At 59.2% G+C, this 17294-nt stretch carries 16 protein-coding genes and 1 tRNA gene; 12 read left to right on the plus strand and 5 right to left on the minus strand.

The features are described from left to right. The first annotated feature begins 66 nt into the window (after window positions 1-66). Complete coding sequence (locus tag V6R85_RS08210; protein ID WP_060725224.1) at window positions 67-315, plus strand: hypothetical protein; 249 nt, start codon at window positions 67-69, stop codon at window positions 313-315. 24 nt (window positions 316-339) lie between these two features. Here V6R85_RS08210 and uppJ read toward each other — a convergent pair whose 3' ends face one another. Both uppJ and uppH read right to left on the minus strand, forming a co-directional pair. Further along, window positions 340-1284 (minus strand): polysaccharide biosynthesis UDP-hexose transferase UppJ, encoded by a 945-nt coding sequence (gene uppJ / locus V6R85_RS08215; protein WP_065695276.1) that lies wholly within the window; start codon window positions 1282-1284, stop codon window positions 340-342. An 8-nt stretch (window positions 1285-1292) separates the two neighbouring features. Beyond that, window positions 1293-2204: a polysaccharide biosynthesis endo-1,4-beta-xylanase UppH gene (uppH, locus tag V6R85_RS08220; RefSeq protein ID WP_236762497.1), complete on the minus strand. Its 912-nt coding sequence runs from the start codon at window positions 2202-2204 to the stop codon at window positions 1293-1295. A gap of 212 nt (window positions 2205-2416) precedes the next feature. Between uppH and uppI the strand changes: the two genes are divergently transcribed. Together uppI and uppG are read left to right on the plus strand one after the other, a co-directional pair. Beyond that, entirely contained in the window at window positions 2417-3487 is a 1071-nt protein-coding gene (uppI, locus tag V6R85_RS08225; RefSeq protein ID WP_003509427.1) for a polysaccharide biosynthesis UDP-hexose transferase UppI, read from the plus strand. 2 nt (window positions 3488-3489) lie between these two features. Then, window positions 3490-4563, plus strand: coding sequence for a polysaccharide biosynthesis glycosyltransferase UppG (uppG, locus tag V6R85_RS08230; RefSeq protein ID WP_060725221.1), 1074 nt, complete (start codon window positions 3490-3492; stop codon window positions 4561-4563). A 48-nt stretch (window positions 4564-4611) separates the two neighbouring features. Here the strand turns inward: uppG and V6R85_RS08235 are convergent, their stop codons facing one another. After that, window positions 4612-5682, minus strand: a complete 1071-nt coding sequence (locus V6R85_RS08235) for a hypothetical protein (protein ID WP_060725220.1) — start codon at window positions 5680-5682, stop codon at window positions 4612-4614. Between the two features lie 544 nt (window positions 5683-6226). Between V6R85_RS08235 and uppW the strand changes: the two genes are divergently transcribed. From uppW to V6R85_RS08280, 9 genes are all read left to right on the plus strand, one after another. Beyond that, window positions 6227-7585, plus strand: a complete 1359-nt coding sequence (gene uppW, locus V6R85_RS08240) for a Wzy-type polysaccharide biosynthesis protein UppW (RefSeq protein ID WP_020809376.1) — start codon at window positions 6227-6229, stop codon at window positions 7583-7585. 174 nt (window positions 7586-7759) lie between these two features. Then, complete coding sequence (locus V6R85_RS08245; RefSeq protein WP_111834153.1) at window positions 7760-8539, plus strand: ABC transporter ATP-binding protein; 780 nt, start codon at window positions 7760-7762, stop codon at window positions 8537-8539. 40 nt (window positions 8540-8579) lie between these two features. Continuing rightward, the gene (locus V6R85_RS08250) at window positions 8580-9350 is read left to right on the plus strand and encodes a transporter substrate-binding domain-containing protein (RefSeq protein WP_003509438.1); all 771 of its coding nucleotides are present in this window, start codon (window positions 8580-8582) and stop codon (window positions 9348-9350) included. Between the two features lie 22 nt (window positions 9351-9372). Beyond that, window positions 9373-10095, plus strand: coding sequence for an ABC transporter permease (locus V6R85_RS08255; protein WP_035213481.1), 723 nt, complete (start codon window positions 9373-9375; stop codon window positions 10093-10095). Between the two features lie 12 nt (window positions 10096-10107). Beyond that, window positions 10108-10797 (plus strand): ABC transporter permease, encoded by a 690-nt coding sequence (locus V6R85_RS08260; RefSeq protein WP_020809379.1) that lies wholly within the window; start codon window positions 10108-10110, stop codon window positions 10795-10797. A gap of 20 nt (window positions 10798-10817) precedes the next feature. Continuing rightward, window positions 10818-11729, plus strand: a complete 912-nt coding sequence (locus tag V6R85_RS08265; protein WP_111834155.1) for a homocysteine S-methyltransferase family protein — start codon at window positions 10818-10820, stop codon at window positions 11727-11729. A gap of 140 nt (window positions 11730-11869) precedes the next feature. Continuing rightward, window positions 11870-12442, plus strand: coding sequence for an NADPH-dependent FMN reductase (locus V6R85_RS08270; RefSeq protein ID WP_003509456.1), 573 nt, complete (start codon window positions 11870-11872; stop codon window positions 12440-12442). Between the two features lie 2 nt (window positions 12443-12444). After that, entirely contained in the window at window positions 12445-13647 is a 1203-nt protein-coding gene (locus tag V6R85_RS08275; protein WP_111834152.1) for an MFS transporter, read from the plus strand. 348 nt (window positions 13648-13995) lie between these two features. Continuing rightward, a complete protein-coding gene (locus tag V6R85_RS08280) occupies window positions 13996-15942 on the plus strand; it encodes a methyl-accepting chemotaxis protein (RefSeq protein WP_060725216.1) in 1947 nt (648 codons plus the stop codon). Between the two features lie 205 nt (window positions 15943-16147). Here V6R85_RS08280 and V6R85_RS08285 read toward each other — a convergent pair whose 3' ends face one another. Beyond that, entirely contained in the window at window positions 16148-16477 is a 330-nt protein-coding gene (locus V6R85_RS08285) for a hypothetical protein (RefSeq protein WP_060725215.1), read from the minus strand. A gap of 229 nt (window positions 16478-16706) precedes the next feature. Beyond that, window positions 16707-16783 (minus strand) — tRNA-Arg (locus V6R85_RS08290). Window positions 16784-17294 lie beyond the last annotated feature (511 nt).

Genomic DNA, 17294 nt, shown 5'->3' on the forward strand with positions numbered 1-17294 from the left:
AACGGGTGCGCTACACTGCACAAATATTATAAATTTATTCGAATCAGAGATATTTCGAGGCCACCAATGGTGATTACGTCCATTTCTCTTTTCATATATGGAATTGGCACCGTTACCTCTCTCGCCATGACCTATATCGAAGGCGCCCGCCGCGATAAGAGCTGGGATTTTTATCGGGTAACCGGCATTGTCCTTTGTTTCTTCTGGCCGGTGCTCGTGCCGCTGCTCGTCCTTGCGACGGCCTTTTCGTCGTTCGGTTTGCAGAAACGGCTTATAAATACAATCTCGCTCGGCAGGGAAAAGACCCTGAGCTAACCACGGCTGGAGTGATTGGAGACTTCAGGTCTTCTTCGCCGGCGCCTTGTAAGGCGTCAGCGTGATGCCGAGGCTTGCCATCACCCGGCCGATGGACATCAGCGGCGGATGGGTGGCGGGCAGCAGTGCGCCGGTTTTCAACCCGGCGGAAACGGCGCGCACCAGCGACAGGCACAGGCTGACGGCGTTTTTGGCGGCAAGCTGCAGTCCGCCTTTCAGGCCGGGGCGGCGGGCGCGGTCGATGCTGTAATTGATGATGCCGGTGCGGAGCGAGCGCTCCATGATCCAGCGCGGCGCCATGCGGCTTTCCGGCACATATTCGATAATGACGGCTTGCGCATTCCAGGCGAATTTAAAACCGGCCTTGCGGCAGCGGGTAAAGAAGTCCATGTCGCCGCCGCCGAGGAAGTTGAACTGCACGTCGAATTCCGGTTTCGGCAGGGTTTCGAACACCCGCCGGGAGATCAGGCAATTGCCCGATCCGTGGATTTGCTCGACCCGGCCGGTCGGCGCTTCGATGGAGCCGAACAGTGGATGCGATAAAACCGCCTTCGAAGCCGGGGCGTCGAATTCGCGGTTGACCGGTCCGCCGACGATATCGACGCCGAAGGACTTTGCAGCCGAAACCATTTCGGCAAGCCATTGGGGGGAGGCGGCCTCGTCGTCATCGATCATCAGCAACCACTCAGCCGAAGGATAAGTCTGCCGGGCGGTACGGAAGGCCGTGTTGATGGCGTAACAATTGCCCTGCGTCGGTTCCACCAGCGCCTGACCGGCCATGCCGCTCTCGGCGAAAAAGGCGCGCGCGACGGCGAGACCCTGCTGGCCTGCGCCATCATTATCGACAACGACGACGGCGAAGGGAAAATCGACCTTCTGGGCTGCGAGCGATGCGAGCGTCTTTTTCAGGCCTTCCGGCCGGCGGAAACTTGGAATGCACACCACCGCTTCCGGCATGATCTCGGACATGGAAACTCCTAAATTCCGGCAAGTGCGGCGGCGGAAAAAACGACGGCCCTGAGGCTCTGGCGCGGGCGGTTGAGGAAGGTATCGGCAAGCGCCGAAAAGGCCTCGCGGTAGCGGCGGGCGCGAAAGGCCTGCGCCACGGTATAGGCATTCATGTGGTTTTCGGACTTGCGGCGAAGCCGTCGCAGTTCCTGCGGGGAGACGGCTGCGATGATGGCGGGATCGGAAAACACGGCTTCGATGGCCGGTTCACAATCCCGGAAGGTCAAAAGCCTGTTCATCATCACGCTCGTCCTGTGCACCCGGTAGTCGAGCACATGGCGGCCGGGCAGATAGGCAAAACGGCCGGCGGCGGCGAGCCTGCACCAGCCGTACCAGTCTTCCGCATAACGCAAGGTCTCGTCGAAACCGCCAAAGTCCTGAAAGATGCGGGTCCTGACCAGCATGATGCCGCCGTTGACGATGAAGTTTCCGCCGAGCAGCGGCTGGAGAATAAAACCGTCAGGCTTTTCCCGGCGGCGAATGAGATTGCGCCGGCCGATCTTGACGCCGTTTTCATCGATGCGCTCGTAATCGCCATAGACGGCGACGACTTCAGGGCCGGAAATGCCGGCGCAAAGCGCTGCGATGGCGCCCGGTTTCAGACGGTCGTCGGCATCGAGAAACATCGTCCATTCGCCGCGCGCCTGCGACAGGCCGAAATTGCGCACGGCGGAAACGCCCTGTCTTCCCTGCGGCCGGGCCAGAAGTTTCACGCGCGGATCGGAAAAACCTTCCACCTTTTGCGCGGTGGTGTCGGTGGAGCCGTCATCGACAACAAGCACTTCGCGGATGGTCTCGCCCTGCAGCAACACGCTTTCGATCGCTTCCACGATGTAACGCTCGCCATTGCGAACGGGAATGACAATCGAAACGGAGACCAAGCTTTTCAACTCCATGAGGGGCGGCCCAAGCATTCTCACAGTGAAGTTACTACCGCATTAAGCGGAGCTCACCAATTATGACGTGGTATAGCGTCGGTTAACCTTGCAAATCTTTAATATCCTTTTGGCATGATTGGAATGTTATGTTTTGAGAATGAAAGCGCGGTGCGTCCTTCCGGACGCCGATGCGCCGGGGTTGCGGAGGCGGGTTGATGCGGATCGGGCGGCGGAATTTTCTGGGTGGTGCGGCAAGCGCTGGCCTGCTGCATGCCGTGGCCGGCCCGGCCTTTGCCGCGCAGAAGAAAGCCACGATCAAAACCGCCCCCTATGGCGCGGCCGTCTACCTGCCTGACCTCACCGCCGATAGCCGCATCGGCGAGGCGGTGGTGAAATATTGCTCGCGCATCACCCCCGTCACCGAAATGAAATGGGAGGTTCTGCGGCCTTCGGCTGAAGCGTTCGATTTCACCGCTGCGGATGCAATCGCCAACTTCGCGCGTCAGCACAAGCTTTCCATGCATGGCCATCCGCTGATCTGGTATGCCTCCAACGCGCCCTGGCTTGCGAGCATCGGCGGCGGCATGAAGGTCGAAAAGCTGATGGAGACCCATATCGTTACCGTGATGGAGCGATACAAGGACGTGATCCACAGCTGGGACGTGGTCAACGAACCGATCCCCGACGTGCCGGGCAATGTGCGTGCGCGGCGTGATGCCTGGTATTATGGCGCGGGGCCTGATGCCATCAAGAAGGCTTTCGAGATCGCCCATGCGGTCGATCCGAAGGCGCAGCTCGTGCTCAACGAATATGACGTCGAATTTGCCGCCGAGAAATCGCCGGCCAAACGCGCCGCTTTCCGCAATCTCATCCTCGAACTGCTCGAAAAGGGCGCGCCGATCAACGCGATCGGCCTCCAGGGGCATTTGCGCGGCGGCTGGCCGATCGCCAAGGACGAGCTTGCCGCCTTCACGACGGAAATGCGCAGTTACGGTCTTGCCGTTCTGGTGACGGAACTTGACGTGATGGACCAGACGCTGCCGGCGCCGGAGGCCGAGCGCGACATGCTGATCACCGGCCAGGTCCGCGAGTTTCTGGAAGCAGCTTCTGCAGGCGGCCCGCTTTCCTCCATCACCACATGGGGCATTTCGGATCAATATAGCTGGATCCGCTGGGCCTATCCGCGTCGCGACGGCACCGCCAACCGGCCGCTGCCGCTCGACTGGAGTTTCAACGAAAAACCCATGATGGCCGTCATCAATGAATTCCGGAACCGTGGTGCATGACTATGAATGCTGAAATGCCGCTTCCTCCCGTGCAAAAGGCGCTGCAAATCAACCTCCATCCCTTCGATGCTCCGCATGCGGCCCTGACCCTGCCGCATCAGCTCAGGGTCTGGGGCGGACAGGTGGATCGCATTCTCCTGACCGTCGATACGGGCCAGGTGGGGGCAGGCCGCTACAAGGGCAACGGTTTTGATGCGGCGCGCCAGCGTCTCTTCGACATGCTGGAGGAAATGCAGACCAACTATCCGCATCTGCATGTGGATATCGTCGATTACAGCGATGCGGCGCGCAGCGCGGTGACGCAGACCTTCTTTTCCCGCTCACCCATTCCCTATCCCGCCAAGGCTTTCGACGGCGGGCCTTTCCATGTCTATTTCCATGGTATCAAACGCGCCAATGCCCGTTATGTGCTGCATATGGACAGCGACATGATGTTCGGCGGCGGCAGCCAGAGCTGGTTCGCCGAGGCGATCGCGCTGCAGAAGGCCAATCCGGATGCGCTGTGCATCACGCCCTTTTCGGGGCCGCCGACGGTGCGCGGCGATCTCGATATTTCCCGCCATGTCGGCATGCCCGGCGTGAAGAACATCCCTGAGCCGCGCAAGTTGCCGTCACGCATTCCCACCTGGCGTTTCGCCACGGTGTCCACCCGCCTTTTCTTGATCGACATGGATCGTTTTGCGAAGCGGATCGGTTCGCTGGAGTTGCTGCGGCCCGATGTCAAACGGCGCATCCGCTCCTATGCCTATAACCAGCAGCCGGTCTCCATGCCCGCCGAGGAAGTGCTGAGCACCAACATGATGCGCAGCGGCGTCCACCGGCTCGATTTTCTCGGCACGGGCAAGGGCATGTATTCGCTGCATCCGCCCTATCGCTCGCCGGAATTTTATGCGGCACTCGCGTCCATCGTCGAGCGCATCGAAAAGGGCGATATTCCCGAGGGACAGCTCGGCGATTTCGATATCAACGGGTCGATGGTGGACTGGACCAGCGCGCTGGCTGCCAAGACGCGCTCCAAACGTTATGCGAAAGCGCTGCGCCATCTCATCTCGGCCAACGTCGGGCGGTTCAGCTAGGCTTGAGGGTGCCCAGTCGGCGCTCCGTCCCGTTGCCGGGTGGAGGCCTCAGTAGTCTGTTATGAGCTTGCTCCAGCTTTCCGAGCACAGCCCGCCAATATAGATATCGCCGGCCAGCGCCTTTTCCCTCAGCTCGTCATCCCGGGTCGCCATGCAGAAATAACCGTCATGGCGGAAGCTCATGTGGTTCTGGCGGTAAAGCGCGTTGATGAGAAACGGCTGCGACATGCCGGTGACATGGGCATAGTTCTCGTCATCGAAATGGCGGAACAGGGTGTTGAGCACATCGTTTTCGCAGCCGGCATCGCAGACGAGATTGAGCACATAGGCCGTTCGTCCCCGCTGGCCGAAAAACAGCGCAGCACCCATGGCATGGCCTTCGGCATTCTCGATCATCACGCCCTTCAGTTCACCGAGGCTTTCATTGGCCCTGCTCATCTCTATCAGCCAGTGGAATTCCTCGTGAGACCATTCCGGGCGAATGGAAAAACGCTCGATCATCGTGAGCGCCCTGCGGCGGAAGGTTTCGTAGTCAACGGTTTTTACCGTGGCGCCGGCCGCCTCCTGCGGTCTCAGACCCTTTTTCCAGCGTCTGAGGATTCCATCCACGAAACCGAGCGTGGTCAGGGCAAGTGTGGTTTTGGCCAGTTTGGAACGGCGCGGCATGCGCAGGGCAATGGTGCAGAAGGGCTTGAGCGCCTTGTGCCATTGCAGGCTTTCAATCGGCAACATGTTGCCCCCGGTCGCCACCCAGTGATCGGCGCTAACGGGTGAAGCCGTGTCCGAGAACAGCATGTCGTGTTTGGATGCCCGCATGCCCCGAGACAGGCGCGCCGCGCCGAGCGCACCCTGTTTCCCATCAGATGCGAAGGCGCAGAGCAGCCTTGCGGTAATGGTTTTCCCGTTCGCGACGAAACGCATGGGCACGGCGAGGATGACGCTTGTGACCCTGTTCTCCCCGGCGTCGTAGACAACGCTGCCGTTCTCCGGGCTGAAGGCGGGACTGCCGAAAAACAGTTTCTCGATATAGGAGCGGAAATTGAAGTTCCGTTCTTGCCCGTTCTTCTTGAAAGCGCTGTTGAGCACGGCCTCGACTGCGGGAACGTCGTCCCTGCGCATGGGGCGAACACCGGAGACACCTGGCTGAACCGGGCGTTGTGGCGACTGCCCACTATCGCCATCGCCCATATTGGTGTGTATCGGAACGTCCACCCTCGGCCTCCAGCTTTCGCGCATTGATGAAATCAACCATAGGAAGCGTATATTTGAATGTATTAATATAGATATAAAACCGGCAATCCACTAGGTCCGGAAATGTTCGTATTAAGATAAAATGTTATTATATCAGCTTGTTACTTTACTGGCCCTGCCTCATTTGAGGTTAACAAAATATACTTAGTTAAGCAACCGAAGGATGAAATATGGACCAATTTTCGCGGACGCTTTTTTGGGTTTTGAAGTTTAACTTTTGGAAATGACTGTCTCGTCCTTTGCCTCCCGCTTTCGGTTTCCTGAGAAAAAAGCGGACGATCGCGGTGCTATTTGCCCGTGCATCACGGATAACTAAAAAATAGGATTTGCGGGGGATATTCGTATTATCGAATATGAGAAGCACGAGTTTTAATGCGGGTGGCTTCAGGAAAGAGGGAGAGAAAAACCCCTTATGGATGCAGCGCATGAAGAACAGCGGCGGGGCTATTGGCGGGACGCGTTGTTTTACGTGACTTTCCTGTATTTCACGGTCGGCTTTTCGCCCTATATCTCGCTCTCATCGACCTATCAGGGCTCCGCCATGGCGGCCGGGTCCAACCTGCTCAACCAGTTGACGGCGATCATCCTGTTTTTCAGTTTCCTGGCCTTCATGGCGAAGGAGCGGTCGTTTTCCATCCTCTTCATGCCGCGCCTGCTGATGGCGGCGATTTTCGGCTGGTTTGTCCTGACTTCGGTGGCGGGCGAAGCGCCGCTGTTTTCGCTCAGGCGGCTTGTCATGTGCGCCATTATCTGTGTGCTTGCCGGCGGTTTCCTGCAATTGCCGCGCACGGAGCGGCATTTCACGACGCTGCTCGCCACATGCGCGCTGATCATATTGTTCCTGTGCTATTTCGGAATCACCGTGTTGCCCTCGCGCTCGATCCACCAGGCAAGCGATGCGCTGGAACCGCTTCTGGCGGGAGACTGGCGCGGGGTTTTCCGCCACAAGAACGAGGCCGCCTCGGTCATGGCGGTGTTGATCATCGTCGGCATTTATCTCAGCAAGCGCTGGTCTTTCATCGGCGGGCTGTCGGTGCTGTTGCTGTCGCTGGTCTTTCTGGTCAAGTCCGGCGGCAAGACCGCGCTTGGGCTGATGCCGATCATCATTGCGACAGGCTGGTTCATCCTGCGCTGGCCTCGCTGGCGCTACCCGGTCGTAACCCTGTTTCTGGCGGTCTTCGCGCTGGTGACCGTCGGTACCACCGTCGATCCTGTCTTTTCGCAGATGCTGACGAAGCTGGGGCTTGATGCCAGCTTTACCGGCAGAAGGGATATCTGGACCGTCGCCATCGACTATATCAGGCAAAGCCCGCTCCTCGGATATGGCTATCAGGCCTTTTGGCGCAGCGACGCCCTGATGTCGAGTTTTACCGAGAACAATACCTGGGCGACGACCGCGCCGGATTCGCACAATGGTTATTTCGACCTTCTGCTGGCCGGCGGCGTGCCGGGTCTGATGCTGGTGATGGTGTGGATCTATCTCCTGCCGCTGCAGTATCTCGGCAAAATGAATGACGCCACGCGCAACAGTCCGCTGACGCGGCTTTATGTCGGTGTATGGCTTTACGTGCTGCTCTACGGCTTTCTGGAAACGCTGTTTTTCCTCAGCACCGGGTTCGTCTGGTTCTTCCTCATCGTGGCGGTGATGGGCCTGCATCTGCAGGCCAATGCCAGCCTCGTGGAGGACGAGGCGGAGGGGGAACCGGACAGAACTGGGGCGGCCCCGATACCCCAACGGCGGCAGGTTTCCCCGGTTGTTCGTTCCAGGTGATATTTTGAAATGATTTTTCGTTGCGAATATGTAAAAGAGCCGATTGTTGCGCGCGTCTGCAGCTATTTTCGCTAAACATGCGCGGCTCAAGTCTTTGTTATTGTGCAAGTCGCATCGCAACCCCCGGGGGTATCGACGCGGCGGCACTAAAAAACGGATCGGCTAGGTCAATCGATGGCAGATACAGGCGCCTGCGCGCTCGAAGCGGATGACATCCACAAGAGCTTCGGCACGCATGAAGTTTTGAAGGGCGTTTCGTTGCAGGCCCATAAGGGCGATGTCATCTCGATCATCGGGTCTTCCGGTTCCGGCAAAAGCACCTTTCTGCGCTGCATGAATTTTCTCGAAACGCCGGATCGCGGCCGTGTCATCATCAATGGCGAGGAAATCGCCACAAAAACCGGCCGCGACGGCAAGGCCGTGCCGAAAAGCTGGCGGCAGGTGGAAAAATTGCGCACCGGTCTCGGCATGGTGTTCCAGAATTTCAATCTCTGGGCCCATCGCACCGTTCTGGAAAACGTCATCGAGGCGCCCGTTCATGTTCTCGGCGTCAAGCGGCAGGAGGCGGTTGAAAAGGCCGAAGCCCTGCTGAACAAGGTCGGGCTCTACGACAAGAAAAACGCCTATCCGGCATTCCTGTCCGGCGGACAGCAGCAGCGCGCCGCCATTGCGCGTGCTCTCTGCATGGAACCGGCGGTGATGCTGTTCGACGAACCCACCTCGGCGCTTGATCCGGAACTGGTGGGAGAGGTTCTGAAGGTCATCCGCGATCTGGCCGAGGAAGGCCGCACCATGTTGCTCGTCACCCACGAGATGCGCTTTGCGCGCGATGTGTCCTCCCAGGTCGTGTTTCTGCATCAGGGCCGGGTGGAGGAGGTGGGGCCGCCGGCGCAGGTGTTCGGCAACCCCACGAGCGCCCGCTGCCGGGAATTCACCGGCGCGCTGGCCAATTGACCCTTTTGCCTGACAGTCCGTTTTAACAGGAGAGACTTGAATGAAATTCTTCGCCACGCTGCTTGCCGGAACGGCATTTGCGTTTTCCGCCTTCACCGCCAGCGCCGATGTGCGCTTCGGCATCATGAACGAGGCCTATCCGCCCTTCTTCGCCAAGGACGCCAGCGGCAAGTGGCAGGGCTGGGAAATCGACCTCATGGACGCCGTCTGCGCCGAAATGAAGGAAAAATGCTCGATCGTGGAACTGTCCTGGGATGGTCTCATCCCGGCGCTGCAGACGAAGAAATTCGACGTCATCTGGTCCTCCATGTCGAACACGGAAGAGCGTCAGAAGATCATCGATTTCACCGATAAATATTACAACACGCCGAGCAAGCTGATCGGCGCCAAGGGCGAAAAGGCGGGTGCGACGGCCGAGGACGTCAAGGGCAAGACCATCGGCATTCAGGTGGCCACGATCCAGTCTGAATATTACAAGAAGTACTTCGCCGGTGTCGCCGATGAGAAGACCTACCAGACGCTGGACGAGGCGTTTCAGGATCTCGCGGCTGGCCGTATCGACTATGTCTTCGGCGATTCCATCGTCCTCGACGCTTTCGTGAAGAGCGATGCGGGCAAGGATTGCTGCGCCGACATGGGCGATGTCGCCGACGACAAGGAAATCCTCGGTCTCGGCGTTTCGGGTGGCCTGCGCAAGGAAGACACCGAACTCAAGGCCAAGCTGAATGCGGCAATCGCCGCCGTACGCGCCAGCGGCAAATATGACGAGATCAGCAAGAAGTACTTCAGCTTCAATATTTACGGGCAGTAATTCGATCTGATCGGTCACGCATATGGCAAGCCTTGAAACCACGTTGCAACTTCTGTCTCCCTATCCTCCGGGATGGGGCGGCACCCTGTTGAAGGGTGCGGCGTCGACGCTTGCCATTTCCGCCGGCGCCTATCTGATCGGCCTTGCCATCGGCATGGCGGGGGCGCTCGGCAAGCTTTCGGGCAACAGGCCGCTTGGCCTGCTGCTCAGCCTCTACACCACCGCGATCCGCGCAGTTCCCGAGCTGATCCTCATCGTCGGGCTTTATTATGCCGGTACTGACGGTCTCAACCGGCTGCTGCTGCTGGCTGGTATGCCGCCGCTGGAGGTCAACGGTTTCGTTGCCGCCGTTGCGGTTCTGGGCTTCGTGCAGGGCGCCTATATGACCGAGGTGCTGCGCGGTGCGATCCTTGCCATTCCGAGCGGGCAGATCGAGGCGGCGCGCGCCTTCGGCATGTCACCCGCCCTACGGTTCCGCCGGGTGGTCTTGCCGGCGCTTTTGCCCAACGCCTTGCCGGGGCTTGGCAATCTCTGGCTTGCGGTGACCAAGGACAGCGCCTTGGTGGCGGTCGTCGGTTATCAGGAACTGGCGCTCGCGACGCGGCTGGCCGGGGCCAGCACCAAGCAATATTTCCTGTTCTTCCTTGCCGCCGCCCTGCTTTACCTTGCCATCACGCTTGTTTCGAACCTCGTTTTTTCGCTGGTCGAACGCCGCGTGCGGCGCGGCCAGCCGGCCCTGGCCTGAGGAGGGGACGGCATGGATTTTTCATGGGTCGCGAAATATTGGCCGCTTCTTCTTTCGGGTGCATGGCAGACGGTGGCGCTGCTTGTCATCTCCGTCAGCATCGGGTTTCTTCTGGCCATCGGGCTCGCCTTCGCACAGGTGAGCGGCGGGCGGACGACGAAAATCCTGGCGCGGGCTTATTGCACCTTCTTCCGGGGCACGCCGCTGCTCATCCAGCTCTGGCTGCTTTATTACGGCGTCGGCTCGCTTCTGCCGATGATCCCCGGCATCAGGCAAAGCTTCATGTGGCCGGTGCTGCGTGAAGGATTCTTCTTCGCGGCCGTCAGCTTCACGCTGAATTATGCGGCTTATGAGGCGGAAGTTCTGCGCGGCGCGCTGCTGGCCGTGCCGAAAGGCGAGCTGGAGGCGGGCAGGGCTTTCGGCATGGGCCGCTTCACCCTCATTCGCCGCATCTGGCTGCCGCGCGCCATCCGCATCGCGCTGCCGACCATTGCCGGCGAGGTGGTGATGCAGCTGAAGGCGACGCCGCTTGCTTTCACCGTGACTGTCATGGATCTCTACGCCGTCGCCTACAAGGTGCGGCAGGACACGCTGCTCGTCTATGAGCCGCTGATCGTCGTCACCGTCTTTTATCTCATTCTCACCGCCATCATCGCCCGCTGTTTCGGCCTTATCGAACAGCAGGTGCCCGTCCGGCGATAAATATTCAGGGAGTTATGACCATGAGCACAATCCGTATCCTCGACGGCGGCATGAGCCGCGAATTGCAGCGGCTCGGCGCCGTGCTGAAACAGCCGGAATGGTCTGCGCTGGCGCTTATCGACGCGCCTGAGATCGTGCGGCAGGTGCACCAGGAATTCATCGAAGCCGGCGCCGATGTCGTCACCACCAATTCCTATGCGCTGGTGCCCTTCCACATCGGCGAAGAGCGTTTCCAGAAGGACGGCGCATCGCTGATCGCCCTTTCGGGTAAGCTGGCGCGCGAAGCGGTGGATGCCTCCGGCCGCAAGGTGCTGGTGGCGGGTTCGCTGCCGCCGATCTTCGGTTCCTATGAGCCGCAGAATTTCGATGCGGGCCGGGTGCAGGCCTATCTGAAGGTGCTGGTCGATAATCTCGCGCCTCATGTCGACGTCTGGCTCGGCGAGACGCTCAGCCTGATCGCCGAGGGCGAGGCGGTGCGTGAAGCCGTTGCCGCGACTGGCAAACCGTTCTGGATTTCCTTCACGCTCAATGATGATGCGGCTGCGACCGGCGGCGAGCCTGCGCTTCGCTCCGGTGAAACGGTCAAGGCGGCCGCCGAATGGGCGGCGCAATCGGGCGCGGCCGCCCTTCTGTTCAATTGCAGCAAGCCGGAAGTCATGAAAGCCGCGGTTGAGACGGCCGCCGCCGTCTTCGCGGAAAAGGGTGTGTCACTGGAAATCGGCGTTTATGCCAATGCCTTTGAAGGCGAGCAGGGTGATTCCGCCGCCAATGAAGGGCTGCATGACACGCGCGCCGATCTGACAGACGATGTTTATTCCCGTTTTGCCTGCTCCTGGGCGGATGCGGGCGCGACCATGATCGGCGGCTGCTGCGGCATTGGTGCGGCGCATATCCACAAGGTTGCCACAGCGTTGCGGCGCGCGGCGGCCTGAAGCCCGGCGTCGCTTTTCAACGCCACCATCATAAATCAAAGCGGCAGTTTCAAAACCTGCCGCTTTTTTTGTACGCGGCTATTGACCTCAACTATAGTTGAGGAATTATCAGGACATGGAACACTGTTGAAGGACGTTCCATGAGCGATGATACACTTTCCATACGGATCATATTTGGCAGCGCCCGCAACCCGCGCTTCTGCGATGTTGTCGGCCAATGGCTGCTTGACCAGCTGAGGGCTCTGCCGGGACTGGAGCTGGCGGTCATCGACCCGCGCGAACTCGATCTGCCGCAGGACCACGCGCCCGAGCGCGCCTCGGTGCGGCAGCTTCGGCAAAGCCTCGATGGCGCCGATGCCTTCATCGTCGTCACCCCGGAATATAACCGCAGTTACCCCGGCGCGCTGAAGGTGCTGATCGATTCCGCCTATGACGAATGGGGCGCCAAGCCGGTGGCCTTCGTGTCCTATGGCGGGATTTCCGGCGGCCTGCGCGCCACCGAGCAGCTTCGCCCCGTCTTTGCGGAACTGCATGCGGTAACGATCCGCGATGTCGTCAGCTTCGCCAATCCCTGGGATCGTGTCGATGCCGCCGGCCAGCTCGATGCCGGCGCGGCGGCGGCAGGCGCGCTGGAGACGATGATGAACAAGCTTGGCTGGTGGGCGCGGGCGCTGAAACAGGCGCGGTCCGCAACACCTTACAAGGGGGCGTGAGAATGACCGAAAAATCCTTCGCGTTGAAAGTGACGCTCCTGTTCGTCGCCACGCTCACCATCATGGCCGGAACCACGGTCGCACCTTCGCTGCCGGCCATCGAGCAGACTTTCCTGTCGACGCCGCATGTGGATATCATGAGCCGCATGGTGCTGACATTGCCCTCGGTCTTCGTGGCTTTCTGCGCGCCCATTGCCGGTGTGCTGGCGGATCGCTTCGGCCGCAAGCGGCTGCTGCTCGGCGCGATCCTGCTTTACAGCCTTTCCGGCATGTCCGGCCTTTTTGCCGATAGCCTTGTCGGCCTGCTCGTCGGGCGCGCTTTTCTGGGGTTGGCGATCGGCGCCATCATGACGATCGGCACGGCGCTGGTGGGCGATTATTTCGAAGGCCCGGCGCGGGAGCGTTATCTCGGCCTGCAACAGGCCTTCACCCAGATCGGCGGCGTGGTTTTTGTGGTGGCGGGCGGTTTGCTGGCGGATCTGCACTGGCGTGCGCCCTTCGCGGTCTATGCCGTCGCCTTGTTCATTCTGCCGGCGGCCCTGTTCTTTCTGTCGGAACCGGTGAGGAGCGACAGCCGTATAAAAGCCGGCGGCGAACAGGACTTTGCGGTCAACTGGCTACTGGTGGGTGTGCTGGCGCTGGCGGTGTTTCTCGTCAATGCCCTGTTTTACACCATTCCCTCGCAATTGCCGTTCTTCCTGCGGGAGCTCGGAGTGTTTTCCGGCAGCATTGCGGGATACGCCATCGGCATTTTCAATCTGGCCGGGGCGCTGGCGGCGCTCAATTTCGGGCGATTGCGGGCAAGGGTCAGCGTGACCGCCATCATTGCCGCCGGGCTGGTGTCGATGGCGACGGGTTTTGCGCTGCTTGCCATGGCCGAAGGGCTGGTTGCCATGCTGTCATCGCTTGCGGTGGTGGGGTTTGGCCTTGGCGTGGTGATGCCGGGCATCATGTCCACCACCATCATGCTGGCGCCGCTCAGACTGCGCGGGCGTATCGCCGGCATCGTCACCGCTTCGATGTTTCTCGGGCATTTCATCTCGCCGCTGGCAAGCCAGCCATGGATTGCCCGGGTCGGTTTTGCAGGCGCCTATCGCGACATAGCATTGATATTCGCCGCCATGGCCGGGCTTGCCCTTGTCGCCCTGATCTTCCAGCGACGGAGCGACGCACGAAGATCGCGTTCTTTTGCCTCTAGCCGCTGACACCGGTGGTCGTGAAGGAATTATAAAGTTTTTGACTATAATCATTTTTCTGGAAAACAAACGGAAGGTGCACCGGCTGAAGAACCGGTTGATTTCATTCCCTTCCTCGAAATTCGGCGTGGCGTTTCCGCTTTGCTTGCGGAGCCGCCATGCCATCTAGGGCGGCGCGGCCTGTCCGTATTTGAAGGGACAGGCGGCTTTCCCGGCGCATGCATGAAGCAGATGCGTTGAGAGCCGATGATACGGCTAGCGGAGCTTCGATGATCGAGGCGCTTGACGTGCAATGTCAGTCTCGCCGAACACCTCCGGCACGGGGAAGGAGCGGTTTTTCAATGACCTGAGGTTCCCGTGTCTTTTCTTCAAAACGCCAGTATCCGCATCAAAATCCTGTCGCTCATTCTCCCGCTCTGCATTGTCGGCCTTGGCGCCACAGCCTTCATGTCCATGCACTACAAGCGGACGGACACGGCCTATTCGTATTTTATTGCCAACGACAACGCCGCTCTGGTGGAGCTTTCGCGGGCAAACCGCAACCTGCAGGCCATGGCTTATGGCGCCTATCAGGTCATGGCTTACGACACCAACATTCCTGACTTCAAGATCGTCAAGCACGAATACGAGACAGACAAGGTGGCTTTGATATCGCGCCTCAACCATGTCAAAACCATTTTTCCGGAGGAAGCTGCGGGGCTGGACAAGCTGTTGGGCCAGGCTCAGGGCATAATCACCTCGACCGACAAAGCCGTGGAATTCGGTTCGACCGATCGCAACAAGGAATCTGCCGCTGAACTTATGAAGGCCGACGCTTTGATCCGCTCGACCGGGAATGAAATCTCTGCCCTTCTGGACAAGCTTGCCAAGGGTGTTGTCAAGGGAAGCGACGATCTGACCGACAAGACCAATTCGACCATCTTCACTTCCCTGGTGGTTGTCGGCATTGCTTTTGCGATCGGCATCATTCTGGCGCTGTTCGTGGCGTCTCGTGGTATCACAACGCCGATTGCCCGTCTGCGCGAGCGCATGGTGTCGCTTGCCGGCGGTGAAACGGCCTCGGAGATTGACGGCACGGCGCGCCGGGATGAAGTGGGCCAGATGGCGAAAGCCGTTCAGGTGTTCCGCGAAAACGCCGTCGAGCGCATTCGTCTCGAGCAGGAAACCGAAGCCAATCGCAGCCTCTCGGAGAAAGACCGGATCGAGCGGGAGCAGCAGAAGGCAACGGAGGCGGCCGATGTCAAATTCGCCGTCGACAATCTCGCAGCCGGCCTCTCGAAGCTTTCGGAAGGCGATGTTTCCTATCGCATCGGCCAGCCTTTTACCGCGACGCTGGATGGCGTTCGCAACGATTTCAACACGTCCGCCGAAAAGCTGCAGGCGGCATTGACCAAGGTGGCGCAGAACGCCAGCGGCATCGGTGCGGGCGCGGACGAGATCAAGTCTGCCGCCGACGATCTGGCCAAGCGCACCGAGCAGCAGGCCGCAGCCGTGGAGGAAACAGCCGCTGCGCTTGAAGAAATCACCACGACGGTCAGGGATTCCACCAAACGCGCGCAGGAGGCGGGCCAGATCGTCAGCCGCGCCAAGGCGGGCGCCGAACAATCCGGCCAGGTGGTGCGCCGCGCCGTGGTCGCCATGGAGCAGATCGCCAAATCGGCCAATGAGATCAGCAACATCATCGGCGTGATCGACGAGATCGCCTTCCAGACCAACCTGCTTGCGCTGAATGCCGGTGTGGAAGCCGCCCGTGCGGGCGAGGCCGGCAAGGGCTTTGCCGTGGTGGCGCAGGAGGTGCGTGAGCTTGCCCAGCGCTCCGCCAACGCGGCGAAGGAGATCAAGGCCCTGATCACCACATCGAACGACCAGGTGCAGCAGGGCGTGCAGCTGGTCGGTGACACCGGAAAGGCGCTGGAGACCATCGTTTCTGAAGTGCAGGAAATCAACCGGCACGTCGTCTCCATCGTGGAGGCTGCGCAGGAACAATCCTCCGGCCTGCAGCAGATCAATACGGCCGTGAACCAGATGGACCAGGACACGCAGAAGAACGCGGCGATGGTGGAAGAAACCAATGCCGCGAGCCACAGCCTGGCCAAGGAAGTGGCGTCGCTCAACCAGCTGCTCTCCCAGTTCAGGCTCGCCGATGGCGCTTATCAGCAAAAAAGCCAGCCTGCTCCGGTTCGCAGCGCCGCCGGCAACGACAAATATGTGGCATCCCCCGTCCGCGCGCTGGGTCGCAAGATCGCCTCGGCGTTTTCGGGCAACGCCGCTGTCGATACAAAGGGCGACTGGCAGGAGTTCTGATCGCTATTTCAGGGCGCTTCCATGGTCCTGGCGCCGGGTTGTGTATGACTGGGGTTGGCGGGCCTGATATCGCCCGCCCGCCTGAGAACGAAAAATGCCGCACGGGCCTGATCTCCCGCGCGGCATTTTTTGAGCGCTGCATGTCGGAATTATTTACTTTTCCGCAGACCGCCGTTCCTATCCGAAAGATTTGCCGGATCGGAAATTATCTGGCCTGCATGGCGCGAATAAAGGCTGGGCTTCCGCTATCCAAATCGTTGTATGTAATTCGCTTGCTTGCGATGGCGTCGATTAATCGCGTGCAGAAGATCATGTCGACGTTGCTGTTCGGGCTGACATTCATGGCTTCAGCCACGGCAATCTTGGAACTCTTGGACTTTTTCTTGGTTGTTTCATAGCAATTTTGAACCGCCCTGCGTTTGACGGCGGGACTTCCTCCTATGACTTCCTGATCCCTTTCGAAACTGGGGTTCGTCTGGCACCCTGAAAGGATGAGAACTGATACGGATACAGCAATAATTGCCTTGATTTTCATGGATTAACTTTCCCTTTTACCCCGCCAGATGGCTCATGCTGGAGCAACCCAACCAGACCCGTCGATCAGGAGTATTGTAGCCATATTGCGGCAAATACATCCGGGTGATTACAGGAATATGTTCACAGAACCCGCGCCGAAGGGGTTAGTCGCTTTGGAAGACAGGCATAAAGCTCTATGCAGCCTTCTAAGTGGAGGATTGCCATAAACGATGTCAGGGTAAGATAAATGGCGCACCCGACAGGATTCGAACCTGTGACCTTTGGAATCGGAATCCAACACTCTATCCAGCTGAGCTACGGGTGCAGCAGTCACGCTTGAATCGCGTGCAGCGGTTGGTTCATACCTCAGCTTTGTTTCCGCATCAACGTCTAAAAATCAAAGATTTGCGAAAGTTAGCCTGTTTTCGGGCGGGGCCGGGCGTGAGGGCGTGTTGTGAGGTCATCGCACGCTTTTCCGTGGCGGCGGGGCGTTACGTCGTTTGACGTATTGTGTTTTTACCGGAATAGATTTTCCCTTATAAGTAGTATGTTATCGCCGAGCCAGACCGTTGTCCTGCCCTATTATCGAAGTGGCGGCCGGATTGCTGCAATGCCTTTCAAACACGGCGCGGGAGTCGATTTTAGCCCCTCAAAATTGGTGGGTAAATAGTCATACTTTTTCTGTTTTGCCAACCGCGATCCGGAGTCCGTGGTTGCTTCGCCGGCGATTAACTGTCAAATTATTATACAATATTAGTATCATCTACATTTATTTGGGATACAGTTTCGCAACGTTGTCGGTTATGATTTCGGCAAGGTAAAGGAACGAATCAGGC

The organism is Agrobacterium sp. CCNWLW32, from assembly GCF_037083425.1.
In the GTDB taxonomy this organism is placed as follows: domain Bacteria; phylum Pseudomonadota; class Alphaproteobacteria; order Rhizobiales; family Rhizobiaceae; genus Agrobacterium; species Agrobacterium radiobacter.